This is a genomic window from Acinetobacter sp. CAU_H_29a_1 (assembly GCF_058599505.1).
This window is the reverse complement of sequence record NZ_CM178655.1, coordinates 424,394-444,023: the sequence shown is the minus strand read 5'-3', so window position 1 is coordinate 444,023 and position 19,630 is coordinate 424,394. Positions and strand designations below refer to the sequence as shown.

At 43.2% G+C, this 19,630-nt stretch carries 32 protein-coding genes and 2 pseudogenes; 1 reads left to right on the top strand and 33 read right to left on the bottom strand.

All coding sequences use genetic code 11. The annotated features are described in order from the left end of the window. Positions 1-33: 33 nt before the first annotated feature. On the bottom strand, positions 34-1,188 hold the full coding sequence (locus AC4MDD_RS02190; RefSeq protein ID WP_005402020.1) for an RNA-guided endonuclease InsQ/TnpB family protein: 1,155 nt from the start codon (positions 1,186-1,188) through the stop codon (positions 34-36). After that, positions 1,185-1,799, bottom strand: coding sequence for an IS607 family transposase (locus AC4MDD_RS02185; protein ID WP_005402019.1), 615 nt, complete (start codon positions 1,797-1,799; stop codon positions 1,185-1,187). The genes AC4MDD_RS02190 and AC4MDD_RS02185 overlap by 4 nt, the downstream gene beginning before the upstream one ends. A gap of 38 nt (positions 1,800-1,837) precedes the next feature. Here AC4MDD_RS02185 and AC4MDD_RS02180 point away from each other — a divergent pair. Next, positions 1,838-2,392, top strand: a pseudogene (locus AC4MDD_RS02180) (acyl-CoA dehydrogenase family protein); the annotation flags it as partial. 34 nt (positions 2,393-2,426) lie between these two features. Here AC4MDD_RS02180 and AC4MDD_RS02175 read toward each other — a convergent pair. The 31 genes and pseudogenes from AC4MDD_RS02175 to AC4MDD_RS02025 form a co-directional block, all read right to left on the bottom strand. Further along, a complete protein-coding gene (locus AC4MDD_RS02175; protein ID WP_436905718.1) occupies positions 2,427-3,218 on the bottom strand; it encodes an alpha/beta fold hydrolase in 792 nt (263 codons plus the stop codon). Between the two features lie 131 nt (positions 3,219-3,349). Then, entirely contained in the window at positions 3,350-4,840 is a 1,491-nt protein-coding gene (locus AC4MDD_RS02170; RefSeq protein WP_436905717.1) for a flavin-containing monooxygenase, read from the bottom strand. A 195-nt stretch (positions 4,841-5,035) separates the two neighbouring features. Next, positions 5,036-5,401: a 50S ribosomal protein L17 gene (rplQ, locus tag AC4MDD_RS02165; protein WP_004691290.1), complete on the bottom strand. Its 366-nt coding sequence runs from the start codon at positions 5,399-5,401 to the stop codon at positions 5,036-5,038. An 18-nt stretch (positions 5,402-5,419) separates the two neighbouring features. Beyond that, positions 5,420-6,427 carry a DNA-directed RNA polymerase subunit alpha gene (locus tag AC4MDD_RS02160; RefSeq protein ID WP_004691292.1) on the bottom strand — a complete coding sequence of 336 codons (1,008 nt, stop codon included), beginning with the start codon at positions 6,425-6,427 and terminating at the stop codon, positions 5,420-5,422. 16 nt (positions 6,428-6,443) lie between these two features. After that, positions 6,444-7,070 (bottom strand): 30S ribosomal protein S4, encoded by a 627-nt coding sequence (rpsD, locus tag AC4MDD_RS02155; protein WP_004691294.1) that lies wholly within the window; start codon positions 7,068-7,070, stop codon positions 6,444-6,446. A 12-nt stretch (positions 7,071-7,082) separates the two neighbouring features. Further along, entirely contained in the window at positions 7,083-7,469 is a 387-nt protein-coding gene (rpsK, locus tag AC4MDD_RS02150; RefSeq protein ID WP_001040166.1) for a 30S ribosomal protein S11, read from the bottom strand. Between the two features lie 19 nt (positions 7,470-7,488). Further along, positions 7,489-7,845 carry a 30S ribosomal protein S13 gene (rpsM, locus tag AC4MDD_RS02145; protein ID WP_004691296.1) on the bottom strand — a complete coding sequence of 119 codons (357 nt, stop codon included), beginning with the start codon at positions 7,843-7,845 and terminating at the stop codon, positions 7,489-7,491. Positions 7,846-7,952: 107 nt separating this feature from the next. Next, on the bottom strand, positions 7,953-8,069 hold the full coding sequence (gene rpmJ, locus AC4MDD_RS02140; RefSeq protein WP_000867907.1) for a 50S ribosomal protein L36: 117 nt from the start codon (positions 8,067-8,069) through the stop codon (positions 7,953-7,955). A 19-nt stretch (positions 8,070-8,088) separates the two neighbouring features. Continuing rightward, positions 8,089-9,408 carry a preprotein translocase subunit SecY gene (secY, locus tag AC4MDD_RS02135; RefSeq protein WP_171054269.1) on the bottom strand — a complete coding sequence of 440 codons (1,320 nt, stop codon included), beginning with the start codon at positions 9,406-9,408 and terminating at the stop codon, positions 8,089-8,091. Positions 9,409-9,453: 45 nt separating this feature from the next. Beyond that, a complete protein-coding gene (rplO, locus tag AC4MDD_RS02130; protein ID WP_004691300.1) occupies positions 9,454-9,894 on the bottom strand; it encodes a 50S ribosomal protein L15 in 441 nt (146 codons plus the stop codon). Positions 9,895-9,897: 3 nt separating this feature from the next. Then, complete coding sequence (rpmD, locus tag AC4MDD_RS02125; RefSeq protein WP_004691302.1) at positions 9,898-10,074, bottom strand: 50S ribosomal protein L30; 177 nt, start codon at positions 10,072-10,074, stop codon at positions 9,898-9,900. Positions 10,075-10,080: 6 nt separating this feature from the next. Continuing rightward, entirely contained in the window at positions 10,081-10,578 is a 498-nt protein-coding gene (rpsE, locus tag AC4MDD_RS02120; protein ID WP_004691304.1) for a 30S ribosomal protein S5, read from the bottom strand. Between the two features lie 2 nt (positions 10,579-10,580). Beyond that, positions 10,581-10,931 carry a 50S ribosomal protein L18 gene (gene rplR / locus AC4MDD_RS02115; RefSeq protein WP_004650473.1) on the bottom strand — a complete coding sequence of 117 codons (351 nt, stop codon included), beginning with the start codon at positions 10,929-10,931 and terminating at the stop codon, positions 10,581-10,583. 14 nt (positions 10,932-10,945) lie between these two features. After that, positions 10,946-11,479, bottom strand: coding sequence for a 50S ribosomal protein L6 (gene rplF / locus AC4MDD_RS02110; RefSeq protein ID WP_004691306.1), 534 nt, complete (start codon positions 11,477-11,479; stop codon positions 10,946-10,948). A 13-nt stretch (positions 11,480-11,492) separates the two neighbouring features. Further along, the gene (gene rpsH, locus AC4MDD_RS02105) at positions 11,493-11,888 is read right to left on the bottom strand and encodes a 30S ribosomal protein S8 (protein WP_004691308.1); all 396 of its coding nucleotides are present in this window, start codon (positions 11,886-11,888) and stop codon (positions 11,493-11,495) included. 12 nt (positions 11,889-11,900) lie between these two features. Further along, complete coding sequence (rpsN, locus tag AC4MDD_RS02100; protein WP_004691309.1) at positions 11,901-12,206, bottom strand: 30S ribosomal protein S14; 306 nt, start codon at positions 12,204-12,206, stop codon at positions 11,901-11,903. 9 nt (positions 12,207-12,215) lie between these two features. Continuing rightward, a complete protein-coding gene (gene rplE, locus AC4MDD_RS02095) occupies positions 12,216-12,752 on the bottom strand; it encodes a 50S ribosomal protein L5 (protein WP_004691311.1) in 537 nt (178 codons plus the stop codon). Positions 12,753-12,767: 15 nt separating this feature from the next. After that, positions 12,768-13,085, bottom strand: a complete 318-nt coding sequence (rplX, locus tag AC4MDD_RS02090) for a 50S ribosomal protein L24 (RefSeq protein ID WP_004691313.1) — start codon at positions 13,083-13,085, stop codon at positions 12,768-12,770. A 9-nt stretch (positions 13,086-13,094) separates the two neighbouring features. Beyond that, entirely contained in the window at positions 13,095-13,463 is a 369-nt protein-coding gene (gene rplN, locus AC4MDD_RS02085) for a 50S ribosomal protein L14 (protein WP_004657680.1), read from the bottom strand. 92 nt (positions 13,464-13,555) lie between these two features. Further along, positions 13,556-13,813: a 30S ribosomal protein S17 gene (gene rpsQ / locus AC4MDD_RS02080; RefSeq protein ID WP_004691314.1), complete on the bottom strand. Its 258-nt coding sequence runs from the start codon at positions 13,811-13,813 to the stop codon at positions 13,556-13,558. Further along, positions 13,810-14,007, bottom strand: coding sequence for a 50S ribosomal protein L29 (gene rpmC, locus AC4MDD_RS02075; RefSeq protein ID WP_004650482.1), 198 nt, complete (start codon positions 14,005-14,007; stop codon positions 13,810-13,812). Before rpmC ends, rpsQ begins: the two co-directional genes overlap by 4 nt. Beyond that, positions 14,007-14,420 carry a 50S ribosomal protein L16 gene (gene rplP, locus AC4MDD_RS02070; protein WP_004691317.1) on the bottom strand — a complete coding sequence of 138 codons (414 nt, stop codon included), beginning with the start codon at positions 14,418-14,420 and terminating at the stop codon, positions 14,007-14,009. Before rplP ends, rpmC begins: the two co-directional genes overlap by 1 nt. After that, positions 14,360-15,176: pseudogene (rpsC, locus tag AC4MDD_RS02065) on the bottom strand (30S ribosomal protein S3). The gene rplP and the pseudogene rpsC overlap by 61 nt, the downstream one beginning before the upstream one ends. Before the next feature lies 1 nt (position 15,177). After that, positions 15,178-15,507: a 50S ribosomal protein L22 gene (gene rplV / locus AC4MDD_RS02060; protein ID WP_004691320.1), complete on the bottom strand. Its 330-nt coding sequence runs from the start codon at positions 15,505-15,507 to the stop codon at positions 15,178-15,180. Positions 15,508-15,516: 9 nt separating this feature from the next. Beyond that, positions 15,517-15,792: a 30S ribosomal protein S19 gene (gene rpsS, locus AC4MDD_RS02055; RefSeq protein WP_004281508.1), complete on the bottom strand. Its 276-nt coding sequence runs from the start codon at positions 15,790-15,792 to the stop codon at positions 15,517-15,519. Positions 15,793-15,811: 19 nt separating this feature from the next. Then, positions 15,812-16,636 carry a 50S ribosomal protein L2 gene (rplB, locus tag AC4MDD_RS02050; protein ID WP_004691322.1) on the bottom strand — a complete coding sequence of 275 codons (825 nt, stop codon included), beginning with the start codon at positions 16,634-16,636 and terminating at the stop codon, positions 15,812-15,814. An 11-nt stretch (positions 16,637-16,647) separates the two neighbouring features. Next, the gene (rplW, locus tag AC4MDD_RS02045; RefSeq protein WP_004691323.1) at positions 16,648-16,968 is read right to left on the bottom strand and encodes a 50S ribosomal protein L23; all 321 of its coding nucleotides are present in this window, start codon (positions 16,966-16,968) and stop codon (positions 16,648-16,650) included. Beyond that, entirely contained in the window at positions 16,965-17,567 is a 603-nt protein-coding gene (gene rplD / locus AC4MDD_RS02040) for a 50S ribosomal protein L4 (protein ID WP_004691326.1), read from the bottom strand. The genes rplW and rplD overlap by 4 nt, the downstream gene beginning before the upstream one ends. Before the next feature lie 11 nt (positions 17,568-17,578). Continuing rightward, complete coding sequence (gene rplC, locus AC4MDD_RS02035) at positions 17,579-18,217, bottom strand: 50S ribosomal protein L3 (protein ID WP_004691328.1); 639 nt, start codon at positions 18,215-18,217, stop codon at positions 17,579-17,581. Between the two features lie 60 nt (positions 18,218-18,277). After that, positions 18,278-18,589, bottom strand: coding sequence for a 30S ribosomal protein S10 (gene rpsJ / locus AC4MDD_RS02030; RefSeq protein WP_000070912.1), 312 nt, complete (start codon positions 18,587-18,589; stop codon positions 18,278-18,280). A 264-nt stretch (positions 18,590-18,853) separates the two neighbouring features. After that, entirely contained in the window at positions 18,854-19,591 is a 738-nt protein-coding gene (locus AC4MDD_RS02025) for a type 1 glutamine amidotransferase (RefSeq protein ID WP_078390007.1), read from the bottom strand. Positions 19,592-19,630 lie beyond the last annotated feature (39 nt).

Below are 19,630 nucleotides of genomic sequence, written 5' to 3'. Positions count from 1 at the left end.
GCTGTCACGGTGTAACTCACCGCCATTGGTGGCTTATGTAGCCACCAATTCTTTATCTGCATGTTTTAGAATATTGATGGCAGCATTAATATCCCTGTGATGCAGGGTGTTACATGAACATCGCCACTCACGCATTGCAAGTGTCAGGTTTTGGTTTAATTCACCACAATTCGAACACATCTTGCTGCTTGGAAAGAATCGTCCAACAGAAAGTATTGATTTGCCATGCTGTTTAGCCTTGTAAATCAACTGTCGCTTGAACTCATAAAAGCCCATATCCGATATGGCTCTTGAGAGCTTACGGTTTTGTACCATACCTTTCACATTTAAATCCTCAATCGCAATCAGATCGAATCGCTTAACTAAATCAGATGTGACTTGATGAAGATTGTTTTTTCTCAAGCATGATATTTTGTAGTGCAAACGAGAGAGCTTGGTTTTCGCTTTTTCTCTGTTTTGACTACCTTTCTTTTTACGGCTAAAAGACTTAGCAAGTCGTCTTAACTTGGCAAGCTGTTTCTTTAGTGGCGCACTTGATGGAACAACCTCGCCATTAGATAAAGTGGCAAGACTGGAAACACCTAAATCAATACCAACAGATAAACCTGTTTTGGGGTGAAGTTTCTCAGGCTGATTTAATTCAACAGCAATCGAAGCAAACCACTTACCACCCTGTTTAAATATTTTCGCTGATAATATTTTTCCTTGATAACGCAAATCCTCAGTCATTTTTACCCAACCCAAGTTTGGGATACTAATTTTTCTATCTTTAATGCTGAATTGGTCATTTGATAATGAGAAGCGATCATCTACGCCTTTTTTTCTAGGCTTTGGATATTTGGATTGACCATTAAAAAAACGATCAAATGAACTACCCAATTGCTTAATCGCAAGTTGTGGCGCACATTTGGTCACTTTAAGCATGAAAGGGTATTTCTCACGCTTGAACGAGTTTAAGTGCTTTCTTATTTTAGCTTCGGATGGTTTATTTAGAAGTTTTTTATCCACCTGAACGCCATAATAGTCACACTGATCTCTATATTCCTTATCTGCTTTATATTGACGTTGCCATTCTTTTAAAGCCCAATTATACGACAAACGAGCAACACCACTCGCTTGAGCGAAATGACTTGCTTGCTTATTATTTGGCAGTAATTGGATTACATGCCCTCGTATGAATCGGCTCATAGTGCGTCTTTGACTGCCTGTATTAACTTTTGGTTTTTCTTACTACGACTACCATATAATCTTGCCGAAAACACTGTAATGATTTCCAAAACATCTTGAGCAAGTTCTTCCTCAAAAGACAAATTTTCACCCTTATTAAGAATGACGATCTCCACGCTTTTAGCTTCACATAAGGCAAAAACCAACTCAGCACCAAACCGCAATAAGCGATCTTTATGCGTTAAAACCAAACGTCCGATTTCATCATTCATGATTGCTTCTAGCAGCTTATTTAAGCCTTTTTTTCTATAGTTCATACCCGAACCAAGATCGGAGATTAATTCAAACGTCCAACCTTGATTTGCACAGTACATTTCAAGAACTTGTTGCTGTCGAATTAAATCTTCTTTTTGGTCATGACTCGATACCCTTGCGTATGCAATGGTTTTCCTTTGAAGTTGACTATCGGGCTTGTGTATTTGCTCAGGCGTGATCTTACTCAGATCATATCGTCTATGATTTTTAGGGGTTCGATCTGCAACCAAAGTGCCTTCTTCATCCCAACGCCTTAATGTTTGAATGGAAACACCTAATGTTTTAGCTGCAACGCTAATGCTTACATATTTACTCATGTTGTATATAATAGTATAGAAATAAGTAGATTTCAATTAGCAGTTACAAACCCCTCAATAAAATTGGAATGAAAGGACAAGACACCTGCGAATTATTTTTTGATCATGTCCGAGTCCCCAAAGAAAATCTACTGGGTATGGAAGGCATGGGCTTTATGATGCTGATGAAAGAACTGGCTTGGGAGCGCATGTTGGTGGCCATTATCTGCCAAGCGGGTGCAGAAGCAGCACTGGCGCATACCGTTCAGTACACCAAAGAGCGTAAAGCTTTTGGAAAAACGATTTCGAGCTTTCAAAATACCCGCTTTAAACTGGCGGAGTTACGTACAGAAATCGATTTTTGCCGCGCTTATCTTGACCGCTGTATGCAATTGCAACTGGAAGAGAGTCTCGGTATTGATGCCGCTGCAGCCGCCAAATATAAAATTTCCGAGATGTTTTCTAAAGTTGTCGATGAATGTCTACAACTGCATGGCGGCTATGGTTATATGCTGGAATACCCGATTGCACGAGCTTATCTAGATAATCGTGCCAATCGCATTTATGCAGGAACCAATGAAATTATGAAAGAGCTCATTTCACGTTCTCTTTAACTCAAATAGCCCATCTTTGGATGGGCTTTTACTTTTAACAATGTGTTTGATGAAACTCCGCAATCAAAGCAACCACCAACTCTGGTTGCTCTTTATGTGGCATATGATGTAAACCTTCTAATATGTGCAGTTCAGCCTGCCCAGATACCCCTTCAAAAATCTGCTGAGGTTGTGCCGTACTGCCATATTCATCCAGTTCACCATGAATAACCAACGTTGGACAACACACACCATCAATCACTCTGGCCAAATTCCAATCTTGAAAAGCGGGCGATAGCCATGTTTCAGTCCATGCATCAAGCACCCACTGCGCCTTTTCAGGGTGATATTTCTCCAAACGTTCCATTTGTCCCGCTTGTTGAAAACCAACTTTTGCTTCACTTATACCCGCCAGTGTTAGCGCTTCAACCGCATACTGTGCAGAGATTGAAATTAATCCTTGGCAACGCTCTAGATAAGCCGCAGCAATCGCAACAGACATCCCCCCACCCACGCTATGCCCGAGGATGACAAAATCCTGGATCGAAAAATAATCCAATACAGCTTTAAAGGTCTGTTCTGCTTCAGTGATGACGAAACTATGTGCCAGTGGCTGCGTACTCGGATCAGATAAACCAAAACCTAAGCGATCATAGGCATAGACCACACGCGCGGTCGCTTGTGCCAGTTGAGCAGGAAAATCCCGCCACAAAGCCACACAACCTAATGAATCGTGCATTAAAATAATCGGAGCTAAAGCATGATCTGCTACATCAGTGTGCCATTTTTTGGCATGAATCATATTCGACGCAGATGGGACTTGGTAACTTTGTTCTAAGATATTCAAAATATTCCCTATTCTTTATCTTTTAAGTTTTTAAAATCATCCAACAGTTTAAGAAAGTAAAAACAGAACACCCTAAAGTCATTTCCTTAAAAAAAGGAGCGCTACGCTCCTTTTAAAATCAACCACTCAACCTAGGATACCAGTTTAGGTTTCTGATCCAATGCTGCATCACGTTTAGCAAATTTCAGTACTCCATCCTCAAAAGAAGCACTTTTCAATATTTTCCGATCCGCAAGATAATTATTGCTGACTTTCCATGGTGCATGTTTACCCTGTTTTGGCATTACATTAGCAGCACGTGCAATATAACCCGAACTCAAACTACCCATGACCGTATCGTCCATCAGCTCTGTCGCATCCCCTTGCGGGATCACTTCAGCCCACTGCTTTTGATCCATATAGTTGAGTAAGCGGCAAATATATTCAGCTGCAATATCCACTTTCAAGGTCCATGACGCATTAATATAGCCAATAATCATCGCCATATTCGGTACATCACTGACCATCACGCCCTGATACAACATATGTTTAGAGGTATCTAACGGTTTACCGTCAATGGTCGCTTGTATACCACCCAAGATTTGAATTTCTAGACCAGTGGCTGAGACGACAATATCGGCCTCTAAATGCTCACCAGACTTTAATTGGAGACCCGTTTCAGTAAAGCGCTCAATCTGATCTGTCTCAACACTGGCTTGGCCTGAACGAAGAATTTTAAATAAATCACCGTCTGGCACCACACATAAACGTTGGTCCCAAGGATTATATTCAGGGGTGAAGTGTTTCATATCCACTTTACCTTTGAGCTGCATCTTAATCGACTGGAGCAGCAGTCGGCGTAGCAATTTCGGTTGCTTCTGCGCAAGTGCATAAATCCCACGTTGCATCCCAATATTACGTGCCCGAGTCACTTTATAAGCCACATCTTCAGGCAACACTTTACGCATTTTGTCATAAACAAAATCGATCGATGGCACCGAAGCAATATAGGTTGGCGAACGCTGTAGCATGGTGACATGCGCGGCCCCACCTTTCGCCATCGCAGGCACCAGTGTAATCGCAGTCGCACCACTACCTATGATCACCACTTTTTTGCCGCGATAATCTAAGTTTTCAGGCCATAACTGTGGGTGAATAAACTGCCCTTTGAATTCCTGTTGATTTGGAAAATCAGGTTGGTAGCCTTGGTCGTAGTTATAATAGCCGGTACAGCCAAACACAAAATTTGCAATCCAGTTTTCTTTTTTGCCTTTTGCATTCTCAATCACCACCTGCCACTTTTTCTGAGCAGAATCATAATTGGCGCTGAGTACGCGATGCTTAAAATGAATTTTTTCTTTGAATTTCTGTTCATCAATGACTTCCGCCAAATAGCCCTTAATCGAAGAACCATCTGCCAAAACACTGGCTTGTTGCCACGGTTTAAAATTAAAACCAAAGGTCGACATATCTGAATCAGAACGAATACCTGGGTATTTAAACAAATCCCATGTTCCACCAAAGCTGTCACGACGTTCAATAATTTCAAACGAACGTTGTGGACAATGCTTGGTTAAATGTGCCGCAAGGCCGATACCTGAAATACCAGCACCTACAATGAGCAGATCGACGTGCTTATCCATGTTGTTTTTATCCTGTCTTATATTCTGTTCTTATTAAACCATAAAACTGACAATATATAATGTCAAGTTTAAGCAGATCTTTCGTAAAATATGTCACTACAGGCCAAAATACAAAGATTGTCGAACAAAAACCCATAAAAAAAGACCAGTGAAACACTGGTCTTTTTCTAAGAACAACTGAATAGTTCTACGAAATTATTTAACTTCGCGATCTACTAGTTCAACGTAAGCCATCGGCGCAGCATCACCTGCACGGAAGCCCGCTTTAAGAACACGTAGATAACCGCCGTTACGTTCTTTGTAACGAGGGCCAAGAACGGTAAATAATTTACCAACAGTTGCTGCTGAACGAGTACGAGCAAACGCTAAGCGACGGTTTGCAACAGTATCGTTTTTAGCTAAAGTGATTAAAGGCTCAGCTACACGACGTAACTCTTTTGCTTTAGGCACAGTTGTTTTGATCAACTCGTGCTCAAACAAAGAGTTAGCCATGTTTTGAAACATCGCTTTACGATGGCTGCTTGTACGGCCTAATTTCACACCACTATTACGATGACGCATGGTGATAGTCCTACTTAATTAACGGCTACGATAGGCGAAACGATCGTCCATACGGAGACTAGCTGGTGGCCAGTTCTCTAAACGCATGCCGAGTTGTAAGCCTTTTGAAGCCAGAACATCTTTGATCTCAGTAAGCGATTTTTTACCAAGGTTAGGAGTTTTGAGTAACTCAACCTCAGTGCGCTGTACAAGATCACCAATGTAGTAAATGTTTTCTGCTTTCAAACAGTTAGCAGAACGAACAGTAAGCTCTAGATCATCTACTGGACGAAGCAAAATCGGATCAACTTCTTCACGAGGTTCTTGAGCAACAGGAGCTTGATCTTTCTGAAGATCAACAAAAATTGCAATTTGTTGTTGCAAGATTGTTGCCGCTTTGCGGATCGCTTCTTCAGGATCAACTGTACCGTTGGTCTCAAGATCAATGACCAATTTATCAAGGTCTGTACGTTGTTCTACACGAGCGTTTTCCACTGTGTAAGACACACGTTTGATTGGGCTATAAGAAGCATCTAACTGTAAGCGACCTACAGGGCGAGTTTCGCCTTCTGGGAAACGCGAGTCAGAAGTTTCATAACCACGACCTTGAGAAACTTTCAAGCGCATTTTTAATGAGCCTGAAGCACTTAAAGTACCGATCAAATGTTCAGGGTTAACCACTTCAACATTATGAGGTAAACGAAGGTCAGCGGCAGTTACGTCGCCAGGACCTTGTTTCTCTAATGTCAAATAAGCTTCATTTTGATCGAACAGCTTAATAGACAATCCTTTTAGGTTCAGCAAGAGCTCGACGATGTCCTGCTGCAAGCCTTCCAAAGTACTGTACTCGTGCTCGACACCTTCAATCTCAACTTCAACCACAGCAGCGCCAGGTAAAGAAGAAAGAAGGATGCGACGTAAAGCATTGCCCAGAGTATGACCAAAGCCACGCTCTAAGGGTTCTAGAATAACTTTTGCCGAGGTCCCGCTAACCGCTTCGACCTTGATCGCTTGCGGAGTTAGAAACTCATTTGCAGTACGCGTCATATTGCTACCTCAAGGATTATTTAGAATACAATTCTACAATCAAGCTTTCGTTGATTTCAGCAGGTAAATCTGAACGATCTGGTGCAGCTTTAAACGTACCTTCCAACTTAGAATGGTCAATTTCCATCCAAGAAGGAATACCACGTTGTGCAGCTAATTCAACTGCGTTTTTGATACGCAATTGTTGTTTAGCACCTTCATGCACAGCAATTACATCACCAGCTTTAACTTGGATAGACGCGATGTTAACACGACGGCCATTCAAAGTGATCGAGCGGTGAGATACAAGCTGACGAGCTTCTGCACGTGTAGAACCAAAACCCATGCGATAAACGACGTTATCAAGACGGCTTTCAAGCAGTTTCAACAAGTTTTCACCAGTTGCGCCTTTCACACGAGCAGCTTCTTTATAGTAATTACTAAATTGACGCTCTAAAACACCGTACATACGACGTACTTTTTGTTTTTCACGTAATTGTAGTGAGTACTCAGATTGTTTACCACCACGCGCTCCGCCATGTTGGCCAGGAGCTTTAGCAGCTTTTTTAGTTTTGACGTCAAATGGTTTAACGCCAGATTTTAATTGCAGGTCTGTCCCTTCGCGGCGAGAGAGTTTGCATTTTGGACCAATATAACGAGCCATGAATGTTTCTCCTTACACGCGACGTTTTTTAGGTGGACGGCAACCGTTGTGCGGGATTGGCGTCACATCGGTAATGCTGTTAATTTTATAACCCACTGCACCTAAAGCACGAACCGCAGATTCACGACCAGGACCAGGACCTTTTACAAGGACGTCCAAGTTTTTCAAACCGTAGTCTAAAGCAGCTTTACCAGCAACTTCAGCAGCTACCTGAGCAGCAAACGGAGTTGATTTACGTGATCCACGGAAGCCTTGTCCACCAGAGGTAGCCCAAGCCAGTGCATTACCTTGACGATCGGTAATAGTCACAATGGTGTTATTAAAAGAAGCGTGAATGTGTGCAACACCTTCAGAGACGGTACGAGTGACCTTCTTGCGTGTGCGAGTATCTTTAGCCATCTTTTAGCTTCCAGAAATCTTATTTCTTAATAGGTTTGCGCGGACCTTTACGGGTACGTGCGTTAGTTTTGGTGCGTTGTCCACGGACAGGCAAGCTGCGACGATGACGAAGACCGCGGTAGCAGCCTAAATCCATTAAACGTTTAATGTTCATGGAAATTTCGCGACGTAAATCACCTTCGGTCGGAACCTTAGCAACTTCTGCACGAATCGCATCAAGCTGAGCGTCATCTAATTCACGGATCTTTGTAGTCGGCGCGATACCAACAGCAGCTAAAATATTTTTAGCAGTGTGGCGACCTACACCAAAGATGTACGTTAGAGAGATAACAGCATGCTTGTTATCCGGAATGTTTACACCGGCAATACGAGCCATTCAATTTTCTCCAAAAAGGCAGTTAAGACAATCAACCGCCCCACAAAAATCTTGAGGGGCGGATAATAACCTAATTAGCCTACTGAAATCAACAGGTCTTGATCAGATTAACCTTGACGCTGCTTATGACGAGGTTCTGCGCTACAAATTACGCGAATAACCCCATTACGACGGATAACTTTACAGCTACCACAAATTTTCTTTACAGAAGCTTGTACTTTCATGATGAAACCTCAAGTGCGCTTATCCCTTAGGATGAGCAGTCGTTTTTCTCATTAACGTTTGATTATCGTACTGATGCGAGGTGAGATGTGCTTGCAGCTGAGCCATAAAGTCCATCACTACCACCACAACAATAAGCAAAGATGTTCCACCTAAAGAGAATGGAATACCAAATGAGCTTTGTAAAATCATCGGCATTAAGCAAATGATGGTGATATAAATCGCGCCAATAAATGTCAAACGGTTAAGAATATGATCTAAGTAACGAGCAGTTTGCTCACCTGGACGAATACCAGGTACATAAGCCCCGCTGCGTTTCAAGTTTTCCGATACTTCTTTCGGGCTAAATACAAGCGCTGTATAAAAGTAACAGAAAAAGATAATTAACGCACCAAAGAGCACCAAATACAACGGCTGACCAGGCGAAAGCACCAATGCCAAATCTTGCAAACTACGTTTGATAATACCCGCATTCGGATCTGCACTACCCACCCATTGACCTAAGCTCGCAGGGAACAAAAGCAATGAACTTGCGAAAATCGCAGGGATCACACCCGCCATATTAATTTTTAATGGCAAATGCGACTGTTGTGCAGTAAATACACGACGTCCTTGTTGTTTTTGAGCATAGTTTACTGGAATACGACGTTGCGCCTTCTCAATAAACACAATTGCAGCTAATACAGCCAGAGACAACACGCCAAAAATTACCAAGCCGATTAGACTGGTCTGACCATTATCTACTGATGATATTGATTGCAGAATTAAATTCGGCAAACCTGCAACGATACCGGCGAAGATGATCATGGAAATACCATTGCCCACCCCACGTTCAGTAATTTGCTCACCCAACCACATCAAGAACATTGTACCTGCAACCAAAGAGGTTACAGCTGGTACGTAGAAAGCCAGACCTGCAGTTAAGGTAATCCCTTGACTGATCAGACCAGCACACATCCCAATTGCCTGCACGAGTGCAAGGAACAATGTACCCTGTCGCGTATATTGATTAATCTTACGCTTGCCTTGTTCGCCTTCTTTCTTTAAAGCTTCCAGCGAAGGAATAACTGTAGACATTAACTGCACGATAATCGATGCAGAAATGTACGGCATAATCCCAAGAGCAAGAATGGACATACGCTCTAATGCACCACCCGAAAACATGTTAAACAAACCAAGGATCGTGCCTTGGTTTGCATTAAAAAGATTTTCAAGTGCGGCATTATTAATGCCTGGTACTGGAATATGTGCTCCTAGTCGAAAAACCAATAATGCACCGATGAGAAACATCATGCGGCGAATAATTTCACGGTATTTCACATGAAATGGCTGGCCTTTCATCATATTGACATGACCTGAAGAACTAGGAGACATAGACACTAGCGATTACTCCTCGACTTTACCGCCAGCAGCTTCAACAGCAGCTTTAGCGCCTTTAGTCACAGCAACACCTTGAACAGTGAATGCACGAGTAATTTCACCAGAAAGTACGATACGAGCACGTAACATATCTTTACGTACAACGTTTGCAGCTTTTAAAGTTTCTAGGCTAACGATGTCGCCTTCCACTTTAGTAAGCTCAGATAAACGTACTTCAGCAGTTTTCAAAGCGATTTGGCTAGTGAAACCGAATTTAGGTAAACGACGATATAACGCAGTTTGACCACCTTCAAAGCCTGGACGAGTACCACCGCTCTTACGTGAATTCTGACCTTTGACACCACGGCCACCAGTCTTACCAACGCCAGAACCGATACCACGGCCTAGACGACGATTTTCACGTTTTGCACCTTCAGCAGGTGCAAGCTCATTTAAACGCAGAGTCATGGCTTATTCCTCTACACTAACCATATAGTAGACTTGGTTGATCATACCACGGTTAGAAGGCGTATCTTGCACTTCTACAGTATGACCAATACGACGCAGACCTAAACCTTGTAGGCTAAGCTTGTGATTTTTCAAGCGATGCGCAGAAGATTTAGTCTGGGTAACTTTAATCGTTTTCATGATTGATTACCCTTGAATTTGTTCTACTGTAAGACCACGTTTCGCAGCAACCTTCTCAGGAGAAGTCATATCACGCAGACCGTTAAAAGTCGCGTTTACTACGTTTGCAGCGTTAGTAGAACCATAACATTTTGTTAATACGTTACGTACGCCTACAGCTTCTAGAACTGCACGCATAGCACCACCAGCGATTACACCAGTACCTTCAGAAGCAGGCTGCATGTAAACACGGCTTGCACCGTGACGCGCGTTAATAGGGTGCTGTACAGTACCGTTAACAAGGTCAACAGTAATCATGTTGCGACGAGCAGCTTCAAGTGCTTTAGAAATAGCAGCTGGAACTTCACGTGCTTTACCACGACCAAAACCTACACGACCATTACCATCACCAACCACAGTCAATGCTGTGAAAGAGAAGATACGACCACCCTTAACAACTTTGGCTACACGATCAACGGCAACCAGCTTTTCAACAAGACCTTCGTTTTGTTCAACTTTAGCCATGATTAGAACTCCAAGCCGTTTTCACGAGCAGCATCAGCCAAGGCTTTGATACGACCATGATATTTGAAACCAGAACGGTCAAATGCAACTTTAGTAACACCAGCTGCTTTAGCGCGTTCTGCGATTAAAGCACCTACTTTAGTAGCTGCTTCAACGTTACCAGTTGTGCCAGCACGTAAAGTAGCATCTAAAGTTGAAGCTTGCGCTAAAACTTTGCCACCATCTGCTGAAATAACTTGAGCGTAGATGTGACGCGGAGTGCGGTTTACACACAAACGAGTCGCACCCAACGCACGGATGTGCAAGCGTGTGCTTTTCGCACGACGCAAACGGGATTGTTTCTTTTCGTTCATAAGAACCTCGCGCCTTATTTCTTCTTAGCTTCTTTACGAAGTACAACTTCGTCAGAATAACGAACACCTTTACCTTTATAAGGCTCTGGTGGACGGTAACCACGGATATCTGCAGCAACCTGACCTAAACGTGCTTTATCAGCAGATTTAAGAACAATTTCAGTTGCGGTAGGAGTTTCAGCAGTTACACCTTCAGGAAGCGTATAGTCGATCGGGTGAGAGAAACCAAGGTTAAGGTTAACAATGTTACCTTTAACCGCAGCTTTATAACCAACACCGATAAGTTGTAACTTACGTTCGAAGCCTTCGCTCACACCTTTTACAAGGTTGTTAAGCACAGCGCGAGCAGTACCAGCTTGCATCCAAGCGTCTTTCGACTCAGCTTTTGGAGCAATCGCTAAAATACCGTCTTCCTGTTTAAGCTCGACCAGCGCATGCAGGGTGAAAGACAAAGTACCTTTGCTACCTTTCACTTCGACCTGCCGGCCGTTCTGAGTAACTGTTACACCGTTAGGTACAGTTACTGGGGCTTTAGCCACACGAGACATGAGGAATCACCTATTAAGAAACAAAAGCAATAACTTCACCACCGATACCTGCAGCACGTGCAGCGCGATCAGTCATGATGCCTTTGCTTGTAGAAACAATTGCAATACCTAAACCTTGCTTAACGCTCGGAAGTGCATCTTTACCGCGATACTGACGTAGACCTGGACGGCTTACGCGTTTCACAGTTTCGATAACTGGTTTGCCTTCGAAATACTTTAAAGTCAAAGTAAGAGTTGCTTTGCCTTCAGCATCAGCAACTTCTACGTTTGAAATGTAACCTTCTTGTTGAAGAACGTTTGCAATAGCAACCTTCAACTTAGAGTTAGGCATAGAAACTGTTTGTTTCTTTGCCATTTGCGCGTTACGAACACGAGTTAACATGTCGGCAACGGTATCTTGCATACTCATCTATAGCGCTCCTTACCAGCTTGCCTTAACAACGCCCGGTACATCACCTTGCATTACTGTATCGCGTAATTTGTTACGGCTTAAACCGAACTTACGGAAGTAACCATGAGGACGACCAGTTAAACCACAACGGTTACGTAAACGTACTGGAGACGCATTACGTGGTAATGCTTGGAATTTCATCATCGCTTCGAAACGCTCTTCGTCGCTAGCATTTACGTTTGCAATAACAGCTTTTAATTCAGCACGTTTTGCAGCGTATTTAGCAACAGTAGCTTCGCGTTTCAATTCGCGATTAATCATACTTTTCTTAGCCATATCGACCTCTTATTTGAACGGGAAGCCGAATGCACGCATAAGCGCACGGCCTTCGTCATCGGTGCGAGCAGTCGTAGTGATGGTAATATCCATACCACGAATACGATCAATCTTATCAAAATCGATTTCAGGGAACATGATTTGTTCCTTAAGACCCATTGAGTAGTTGCCGCGACCGTCAAATGATTTCGCAGAGAAACCACGGAAGTCACGGATACGAGGGATCGCAATCGAGATTAGACGGTCTAAGAATTCGTACATACGTTCGCCGCGTAAAGTAACTTTACAACCAATCGGCCAACCATCACGGATTTTGAAACCAGCGATTGATTTGCGAGCTAACGTAAGAACTGGTTTTTGACCAGCGATAGCTTGCATATCAGCAAGAGCACCATCAAGGAGTTTTTTGTCAGCAGCAGCTGCGCCAACACCCATGTTGATCGTGATTTTAGTAATGCGAGGAATATCCATCACATTTTTAACGGCTAAAGTCTCTTGTAATTGAGCCTTAAGTTCGTCGTTGTAACGCGTTTTAAGTCTGGCCATTGCCTTTTCAACCTATTACTTCGCTACCGCCACTGATTCACCATTTGACTTGTAAACGCGAGTTTTCACGCCTTCAGTCACTTGGTAACCAACACGGTCAGCCTTTTGGGTTGTAGCATTAAAAATTGCCACGTTAGAGATATGAAGCGAAGCTTCTTGTGTAACTACAGCGCCTTCAGCACCTGTTGCACGGTTCGGCTTTTGATGCTTCTTAACCAAGTTAAGGCCTTCAACCATAACACGGTCATTTGAAACAGACAGAACAGTACCCTGTTTGCCTTTTTCTTTACCTGCGATCACAATAACTTGATCGCCTTTTTTAATCTTAGCCATGATTGCCTCTTATAGAACTTCAGGAGCCAGTGAAATAATTTTCATGAACTGTTCAGTACGAAGTTCACGAGTCACTGGTCCGAAAATACGAGTTGCAATCGGCGCTTTGTTGTTGTTCAAAATAACAGCAGCGTTATCGTCGAAACGAATCACTGAACCGTCTGGACGACGGATACCGAATTTTGTACGAACTACAACAGCATTCATCACGTCACCTTTTTTAACACGTGCGCGTGGAATAGCTTCTTTTACAGTAACTTTAATAATGTCGCCAACAGAAGCATAACGACGGTGTGAACCACCAAGTACTTTAATACATTGTACGCGGCGAGCACCACTATTGTCTGCTACGTCTAGCATACTTTCGGTTTGAATCATTGCCCTACTCCAAAACCGAGCATCACCGGTCACAATTTCGAAAGGCTCAAAGAGTACTCGAAATTAACCGATGATGCAACAGATACGTCTAATTACTCAGCAGCAGCTTCAACAACTTCAACTAGAGTCCAAGACTTAGTTTTAGAAATTGGGCGGCTTTCTTTGATAGTCACAACGTCGCCAGTTTTAGCTGTGTTGTTCTCATCGTGAGCATGTAATTTAGTTGAACGGCGGATTGATTTGCCATACAACGGGTGTTGAACGCGGCGTTCGATAAGTACAACAATAGACTTGTCCATTTTGTCGCTTACTACTTTGCCGGTTAACGTGCGAACTGTTTGTTCACTCATTGTCCGTTCCCCTGTTTTTCGGTAAGGAGTGTCTTAATACGAGCAATTGTCTTACGAGTAAGTGCAACTTCGTGCGATTTACCCAATTGACCAGTTGCTTTTGCCATACGAAGACGGAATTGGTTAAGCTGTTGCTCATCAAGCAAAGCTGTCAACTCTTCTACCGACTTTTCACGTAGATCTTTAGTTTTCATTACATTACCGTCCGAGTCACGATAGTGGTTTTAAACGGAAGTTTAGCAGCTGCAAGCGTAAACGCTTCGCGAGCCAATTCTTCGTTAACACCATCAATTTCGTACAAGACTTTACCTGGTTTGATTTGACAAACCCAGTATTCCACAGAACCTTTACCTTTACCCATACGCACTTCAAGAGGCTTAGAAGTAATCGGCTTGTCTGGAAAAACACGGATAAAGATCTTACCACCACGTTTAATACGACGGCTGATTGTACGACGCGCTGCTTCAATTTGACGAGCAGTCATTTGACCACGCTCAACAGATTTAAGTGCGATTGTACCAAAAGATACCGAGCTACCGCGGTGAGCTAGACCAGTGTTACGGCCTTTCTGCACTTTACGGAATTTAGTACGTTTAGGTTGTAACATGGATTATTCTCCTTTTTCAGCAGAACGATCATTGCGACGACCACGACGCTCTTGACCTTCACCACGACCACGACCGCGTTTAGCTGGACGCTCTTCAGCTGGAGCTGGGTTCATGACTTGTTTCATGCCACCCAAGATCTCACCACGGAAGATCCAAACTTTAACACCAATCGTACCGTAAGTCGTTTCAGCACGCATAGTTGAATAATCGATGTCTGCACGAAGTGTATGCAAAGGTACGCGACCTTCACGATACCACTCAGTACGAGCAATCTCAGCACCACCTAAACGGCCTGATACTTCAACTTTGATACCTTTAGCACCAGCACGCATTGTGTTTTGAACCGCACGCTTCATAGCACGACGGAACATTACACGTTTTTCTAATTGAGAAGCGATAGCTTCAGCAACTAAACGAGCGTCTAAGTCTGGGCGATCGATTTCATTGATGCTAACTTGCGCTGGAATACCCATAATTTGAGTAAGTTCACGCTGTAGTTTCTCAATGTCTTCGCCTTTTTTACCGATAACGATACCAGGACGTGCAGTGCTAATAGTTACTTTAGCAGCGCCCGTAGGACGTTCGATAAGAATATTGCTGATCATTGCATTCTTAAGTTTTTTAGTTAAAAACTCACGAACTTGAAGATCTTTAAGCAAGTATTCAGCGTATTGTTTCGGACTCGCATACCAGTTGGCGTTATGACGTTTTACAACACCAAGGCGGATACCGATTGGATGAACCTTCTGACCCATATCAAACCCCTACCTTAACGGTAATGTGACAAGTACGCTTAGTAATACGATCTGCACGGCCTTTAGCACGTGGCATAATACGTTTAAGGCTAGTGCCTTCATCAACGTAAATCGTAGTAACCTTAAGGTCGTCTACATCTAAACTGTTATTGTGTTCAGCGTTTGCAATTGCAGATTCCAATGCTTTTTTAACCAAAACCGCAGCTTTTTTGTTGCTGAAGTTGAGAATATTAAGCGCGTGAGCAACAGATTTGCCACGGATTAGGTCTGCAACCAAACGAGTTTTTTGTGCCGAGATAGCGGCACCGCGTAATTTAGCAGTAACTTCCATCATAGCACCTTAACGTTTAGATTTCTTGTCAACACCGTGACCACGATAGGTACGAGTTGGCGCGAATTCACCAAGTTTGTGACCAACCATATGTTCAGATACGATCACTGGAACATGGTTACGGCCATTATGTACAGAAATTGTTAAACCAACAAAATCTGGGAGGATCATCGAACGACGCGACCAAGTTTTGATCGGCTTACGGTTATTAGCCGCGATAGCCGCTTCAACCTTAGCGAACAAGTGCGCATCGACGAATGGGCCTTTTTTCAGAGAACGAGGCATTGTCAGATTCCTTTACTTGTTACTTAACGCGACGGTCGCGAATAATCATCTTAGTCGTACGCTTATTGGTACGTGTCTTGTACCCTTTAGCTTTTTGACCCCATGGGCTTACAGGTTGAATACCTTTGCTACGACCTTCACCACCACCGTGCGGGTGATCTACTGGGTTCATCGCCATACCTCGAACGGTAGGACGAACGCCACGCCAGCGTGCTGCACCTGCTTTACCAAGTGAACGAAGGTTGCTTTCTTGGTTAGAAACTTCACCAAGAACTGCACGGCACTCAACGTGAATTTTACGCATTTCACCAGAACGTAAACGAACGATAGCGTAAGAACCGTCACGACCCAACAACTGAACTGAAGTACCAGCAGAACGAGCTAATTGCGCGCCCTTACCGATTTTAAGTTCGATGTTGTGAAGAGTAGAACCGATAGGCATGTTGCGAAGCGGTAAACAGTTACCTGGACGAATTGGAGCATCGTTACCAGATTGAACTTTATCGCCAGCGCGAAGGCCTTTAGGCGCGATGATGTAGCGACGCTCACCATCAGCATACAATACTAATGCAATGTGTGCTGTACGGTTAGGATCGTATTCAATACGCTCTACAGTTGCAGGAATACCATCTTTGTTACGCTTAAAGTCAACTAGACGGTAGTGCTGCTTGTGACCGCCACCAACGTGACGAGTCGTGATGTGACCGTTGTTATTACGACCACCAGTACGTTTTTTAGCTTCAACCAACGGAGCATAAGGCGCACCTTTGTGAAGATGGTCGTGAACGACTTTCTCTACAAAGCGACGTCCAGGAGACGTTGGCTTACATTTTTGAATTGGCATAATTCTCGTCCTTATTCCGCTGCGCTTTCAGCGGTATCGCCCAAGTCAGCCATTTCAACATCTTGGCCAGCTTTCAGGGTGACGTATGCTTTTTTAACATCAGAACGACGTCCTAATGTTTTACCAAAGCGTTTAGTCTTACCTTTAGTGATCGTTGTGTTAACTTTAACAACCTGAACACCAAACAATTGCTCAACAGCTTTTTTAATTTCAAGTTTGTTTGCATCAAGTGCAACTTTGAAAACTTGAACACCAGCAGTTTCGCCTAAAACTTGTGCTTTTTCTGAGAATACAGGTCCTTGTAGGACTTGATAGATACGTTCGTTGTTCATCCGAGTTCTACCTCAATTTTCTTAGCAGCAGCTACAGACATAACAACTTTATCGAACGCAATCAAGCTAACAGGATCGATAGCAGCAGCATCAACCACATCAACGTGTGGAATGTTGCGCGCTGCAAGGTATAGATTCTCATCTACAGATTCTGTAACGATCAATGCACGAGTAGCATTCAAGTCGTTAAGTTTTGCAAGCAACTCTTTAGTTTTTGGAGCAGCAACAGCAAACTCTTCAACCAATACAAGACGATCTTGGCGAACAAGTTCAGCTAAGATACATTGCATTGCACCGCGATACATTTTGCGGTTAACTTTTTGAGACCAATCTTGTGGGCGAGCAGCAAAAGTTTTACCACCACCTACCCAGATTGGGCTACGAATAGAACCAGCACGAGCGCGACCAGTACCTTTTTGACGGAATGGCTTTTTGCCACCGCCAGAAACGTCTGCACGTGATTTCTGAGCTTTTGAACCTTGACGGCCACCAGCTAAATAAGCTGTAACAACCTGGTGTACAAGAGCTTCATTGAATTCACGACCGAACGCAACTTCTGATAATTCAACAGCAGAGCCGGAAACAGTATTTAAATTCACGTTATTTCCCCTCAGGCCTTGATCGTAGGACGAACAGTTACGTCACCACCAGTAGCGCCAGGAATTGCACCTTTCACTACTAAAACTGAACGTTCTGCGTCGATAGATACAATTTCTAGACCCTGTACAGTTACGCGTTCAGCACCTAAATGGCCAGCCATTTTTTTGCCTTTGAATACGCGACCAGGAGTCTGGTTTTGACCTGTAGAACCCAGAACACGGTGAGAAAGTGAGTTACCGTGAGTAGCATCTTGCGTACGGAAGTTCCAACGCTTAACACCACCTTGGAAACCTTTACCTTTCGACTGACCAGTTACGTCAACAACTTGACCAACTGTGAACATGTCTACACCGATAGTTCCACCAACTTCACGACCTTCAAGATCAGCTTCTGTTGCACGGAATTCTTGAACTAGACGACCAGCAGCAACACCCGCTTTCGCGAAGTGACCTTTCTGAGCGTTAGTTACGCGAGATTCGCGACGTTCACCAGTAGTGATTTGAATCGCTTGATAACCATCAGTTTCAAGCGTTTTGATTTGAGTGATGCGGTTAGGATCAACCTCAATCACTGTAACAGGCACAGAAACACCAGCATCTGTAAAGATACGTGTCATACCGCACTTGCGACCGACTAAACCAATAGCCATGTGCATAAACCTCTAAAAAAGCGGCCTAATTAACTTAGAGCGTTAATTAACCCGAAAGCCTTAACCCAATGCGATCTGAACATCAACACCAGCTGCAAGATCTAACTTCATCAATGCATCTACAGTTTTGTCTGTAGGTTGAACGATGTCGATCAAACGTTTATAAGTGCGGATCTCGTATTGGTCACGCGCATCTTTGTTAACGTGTGGTGATGTTAAAACGTTAAAACGTTCAATGCGTGTAGGCATTGGAATTGGACCACAAACTTGTGCGCCAGTACGTTTTGCTGTTTCTACGATTTCTTGAGCTGATTGATCAATTAAACGGTGATCAAAAGACTTCAAACGGATACGAATTCTCTGGTTAGACATACCAGTAAACTCCAAGCCAAATATATAAAGAATCACTCCTGACGCATCTCACCCCACTAAAAGGTAAGTGTCAAGAGCAGTGAAATATCACTAAGGTCATGATCGATGCCACGACTGTCACGATGTTAACTACTTTATTCGCAGTTAACCCCCTTTCATTAAAGGGTCGCTCATTATAGCCATTGTTTAATGCATAAGCAAATCCATTTTTGATTTTTTACAATATATTCAATTTGTTTGGATTATCAGTAGCTTAAAAAAGCATCAATAGACTGTTTGCCGCAACACATAATCAATTGCACTATTAAGAATTTGATTTCCCTCAATAAAATTTAATTTTGGCGATTTTTTCAATTCGGTTTCAGTTGCCACGTATTGCCCCGAAAACTTATTCAGCTCGTCATCATTTTCTAAAAAGAGTGCCAAGGTTTCTGGCACGATCTCTGGGTGAAATTGAAAACCCAATACATTCTTTCCAATTTGGTACATTTGATTACGACACACGGTATTTTCAGCCAAATGTACAGCACCTTTTGGAATTTCAAAGGTCTCGCTATGCCATTGCATTACATTAAACTGTTCAGGCAATTCAAAGCATTCTGTTGGGACGTGCTGGATTTTACGTACTGTCGCCCAACCCAACTCCTGTTGTTCATTGCGACTGACCGCAGCACCGAGCGCATTGGCAATCAATTGCCCACCCAAGCATAAACCAATCGCGGGTTTTCCTGCGGCCAAGTAACGTCTTAACCAACGCTTCTCGATCTTTAACCATGGAAAATTCACTTCATCATTCACACTCATGGTGCCCCCCATAATGATGAGTAAGTCAACATCCTCAACACTCGGTAAAGCTTCTATCTCTAAGGCTTGATCTATAGGTAAAGCAAAAAACTCTGTTGCACTGATTACAGCACCTTGTTGTTTTAAATATGTATAGCAACTGCCGAACCCTTCACCAGCAATATGCTGAAAATAATGTACTTTTAAATGCGACGTCATGCGCTTATGCCTTCTTTTTACTATCCTTATCGATGATTT

Coding starts and splice junctions, on each gene's coding strand:
- AC4MDD_RS02190 (WP_005402020.1), bottom strand. CDS start 1,188: ATGAGCCGATTCATACGAGGGCATGTAATCCAATTACTGCCAAATAAT.
- AC4MDD_RS02185 (WP_005402019.1), bottom strand. CDS start 1,799: ATGAGTAAATATGTAAGCATTAGCGTTGCAGCTAAAACATTAGGTGTT.
- AC4MDD_RS02170 (WP_436905717.1), bottom strand. CDS start 4,840: ATGGATAAGCACGTCGATCTGCTCATTGTAGGTGCTGGTATTTCAGGT.
- rplQ (WP_004691290.1), bottom strand. CDS start 5,401: ATGCGTCATCGTAATAGTGGTGTGAAATTAGGCCGTACAAGCAGCCAT.
- AC4MDD_RS02160 (WP_004691292.1), bottom strand. CDS start 6,427: ATGACGCGTACTGCAAATGAGTTTCTAACTCCGCAAGCGATCAAGGTC.
- rpsD (WP_004691294.1), bottom strand. CDS start 7,070: ATGGCTCGTTATATTGGTCCAAAATGCAAACTCTCTCGCCGCGAAGGG.
- rpsK (WP_001040166.1), bottom strand. CDS start 7,469: ATGGCTAAAGATACTCGCACACGCAAGAAGGTCACTCGTACCGTCTCT.
- rpsM (WP_004691296.1), bottom strand. CDS start 7,845: ATGGCTCGTATTGCCGGTGTAAACATTCCGGATAACAAGCATGCTGTT.
- rpmJ (WP_000867907.1), bottom strand. CDS start 8,069: ATGAAAGTACAAGCTTCTGTAAAGAAAATTTGTGGTAGCTGTAAAGTT.
- secY (WP_171054269.1), bottom strand. CDS start 9,408: ATGAAAGGCCAGCCATTTCATGTGAAATACCGTGAAATTATTCGCCGC.
- rplO (WP_004691300.1), bottom strand. CDS start 9,894: ATGACTCTGCGTTTAAATGAGCTTGCACCTGCTGAAGGTGCAAAACGT.
- rpmD (WP_004691302.1), bottom strand. CDS start 10,074: ATGAAAACGATTAAAGTTACCCAGACTAAATCTTCTGCGCATCGCTTG.
- rpsE (WP_004691304.1), bottom strand. CDS start 10,578: ATGGCTAAAGTTGAACAAAACGAAGGTCTTGTTGAAAAGCTGGTTGCC.
- rplR (WP_004650473.1), bottom strand. CDS start 10,931: ATGAACGAAAAGAAACAATCCCGTTTGCGTCGTGCGAAAAGCACACGC.
- rplF (WP_004691306.1), bottom strand. CDS start 11,479: ATGTCTCGTGTGGCTAAAGCCCCAGTAACTGTACCTAACGGTGTAACA.
- rpsH (WP_004691308.1), bottom strand. CDS start 11,888: ATGAGTATGCAAGATACCGTTGCCGACATGTTAACTCGTGTTCGTAAC.
- rpsN (WP_004691309.1), bottom strand. CDS start 12,206: ATGGCTAAGAAAAGTATGATTAATCGCGAATTGAAACGCGAAGCTACT.
- rplE (WP_004691311.1), bottom strand. CDS start 12,752: ATGGCCAGACTTAAAACGCGTTACAACGACGAACTTAAGGCTCAATTA.
- rplX (WP_004691313.1), bottom strand. CDS start 13,085: ATGGCTAAGATTAAAAAAGGCGATCAAGTTATTGTGATCGCAGGTAAA.
- rplN (WP_004657680.1), bottom strand. CDS start 13,463: ATGATTCAAACCGAAAGTATGCTAGACGTAGCAGACAATAGTGGTGCT.
- rpsQ (WP_004691314.1), bottom strand. CDS start 13,813: ATGAGTGAACAAACAGTTCGCACGTTAACCGGCAAAGTAGTAAGCGAC.
- rpmC (WP_004650482.1), bottom strand. CDS start 14,007: ATGAAAACTAAAGATCTACGTGAAAAGTCGGTAGAAGAGTTGACAGCT.
- rplP (WP_004691317.1), bottom strand. CDS start 14,420: ATGTTACAACCTAAACGTACTAAATTCCGTAAAGTGCAGAAAGGCCGT.
- rplV (WP_004691320.1), bottom strand. CDS start 15,507: ATGGAAGTTACTGCTAAATTACGCGGTGCCGCTATCTCGGCACAAAAA.
- rpsS (WP_004281508.1), bottom strand. CDS start 15,792: ATGCCTCGTTCTCTGAAAAAAGGCCCATTCGTCGATGCGCACTTGTTC.
- rplB (WP_004691322.1), bottom strand. CDS start 16,636: ATGCCAATTCAAAAATGTAAGCCAACGTCTCCTGGACGTCGCTTTGTA.
- rplW (WP_004691323.1), bottom strand. CDS start 16,968: ATGAACAACGAACGTATCTATCAAGTCCTACAAGGACCTGTATTCTCA.
- rplC (WP_004691328.1), bottom strand. CDS start 18,217: ATGGCTATTGGTTTAGTCGGTCGCAAGTGCGGTATGACACGTATCTTT.
- rpsJ (WP_000070912.1), bottom strand. CDS start 18,589: ATGTCTAACCAGAGAATTCGTATCCGTTTGAAGTCTTTTGATCACCGT.
- AC4MDD_RS02025 (WP_078390007.1), bottom strand. CDS start 19,591: ATGACGTCGCATTTAAAAGTACATTATTTTCAGCATATTGCTGGTGAA.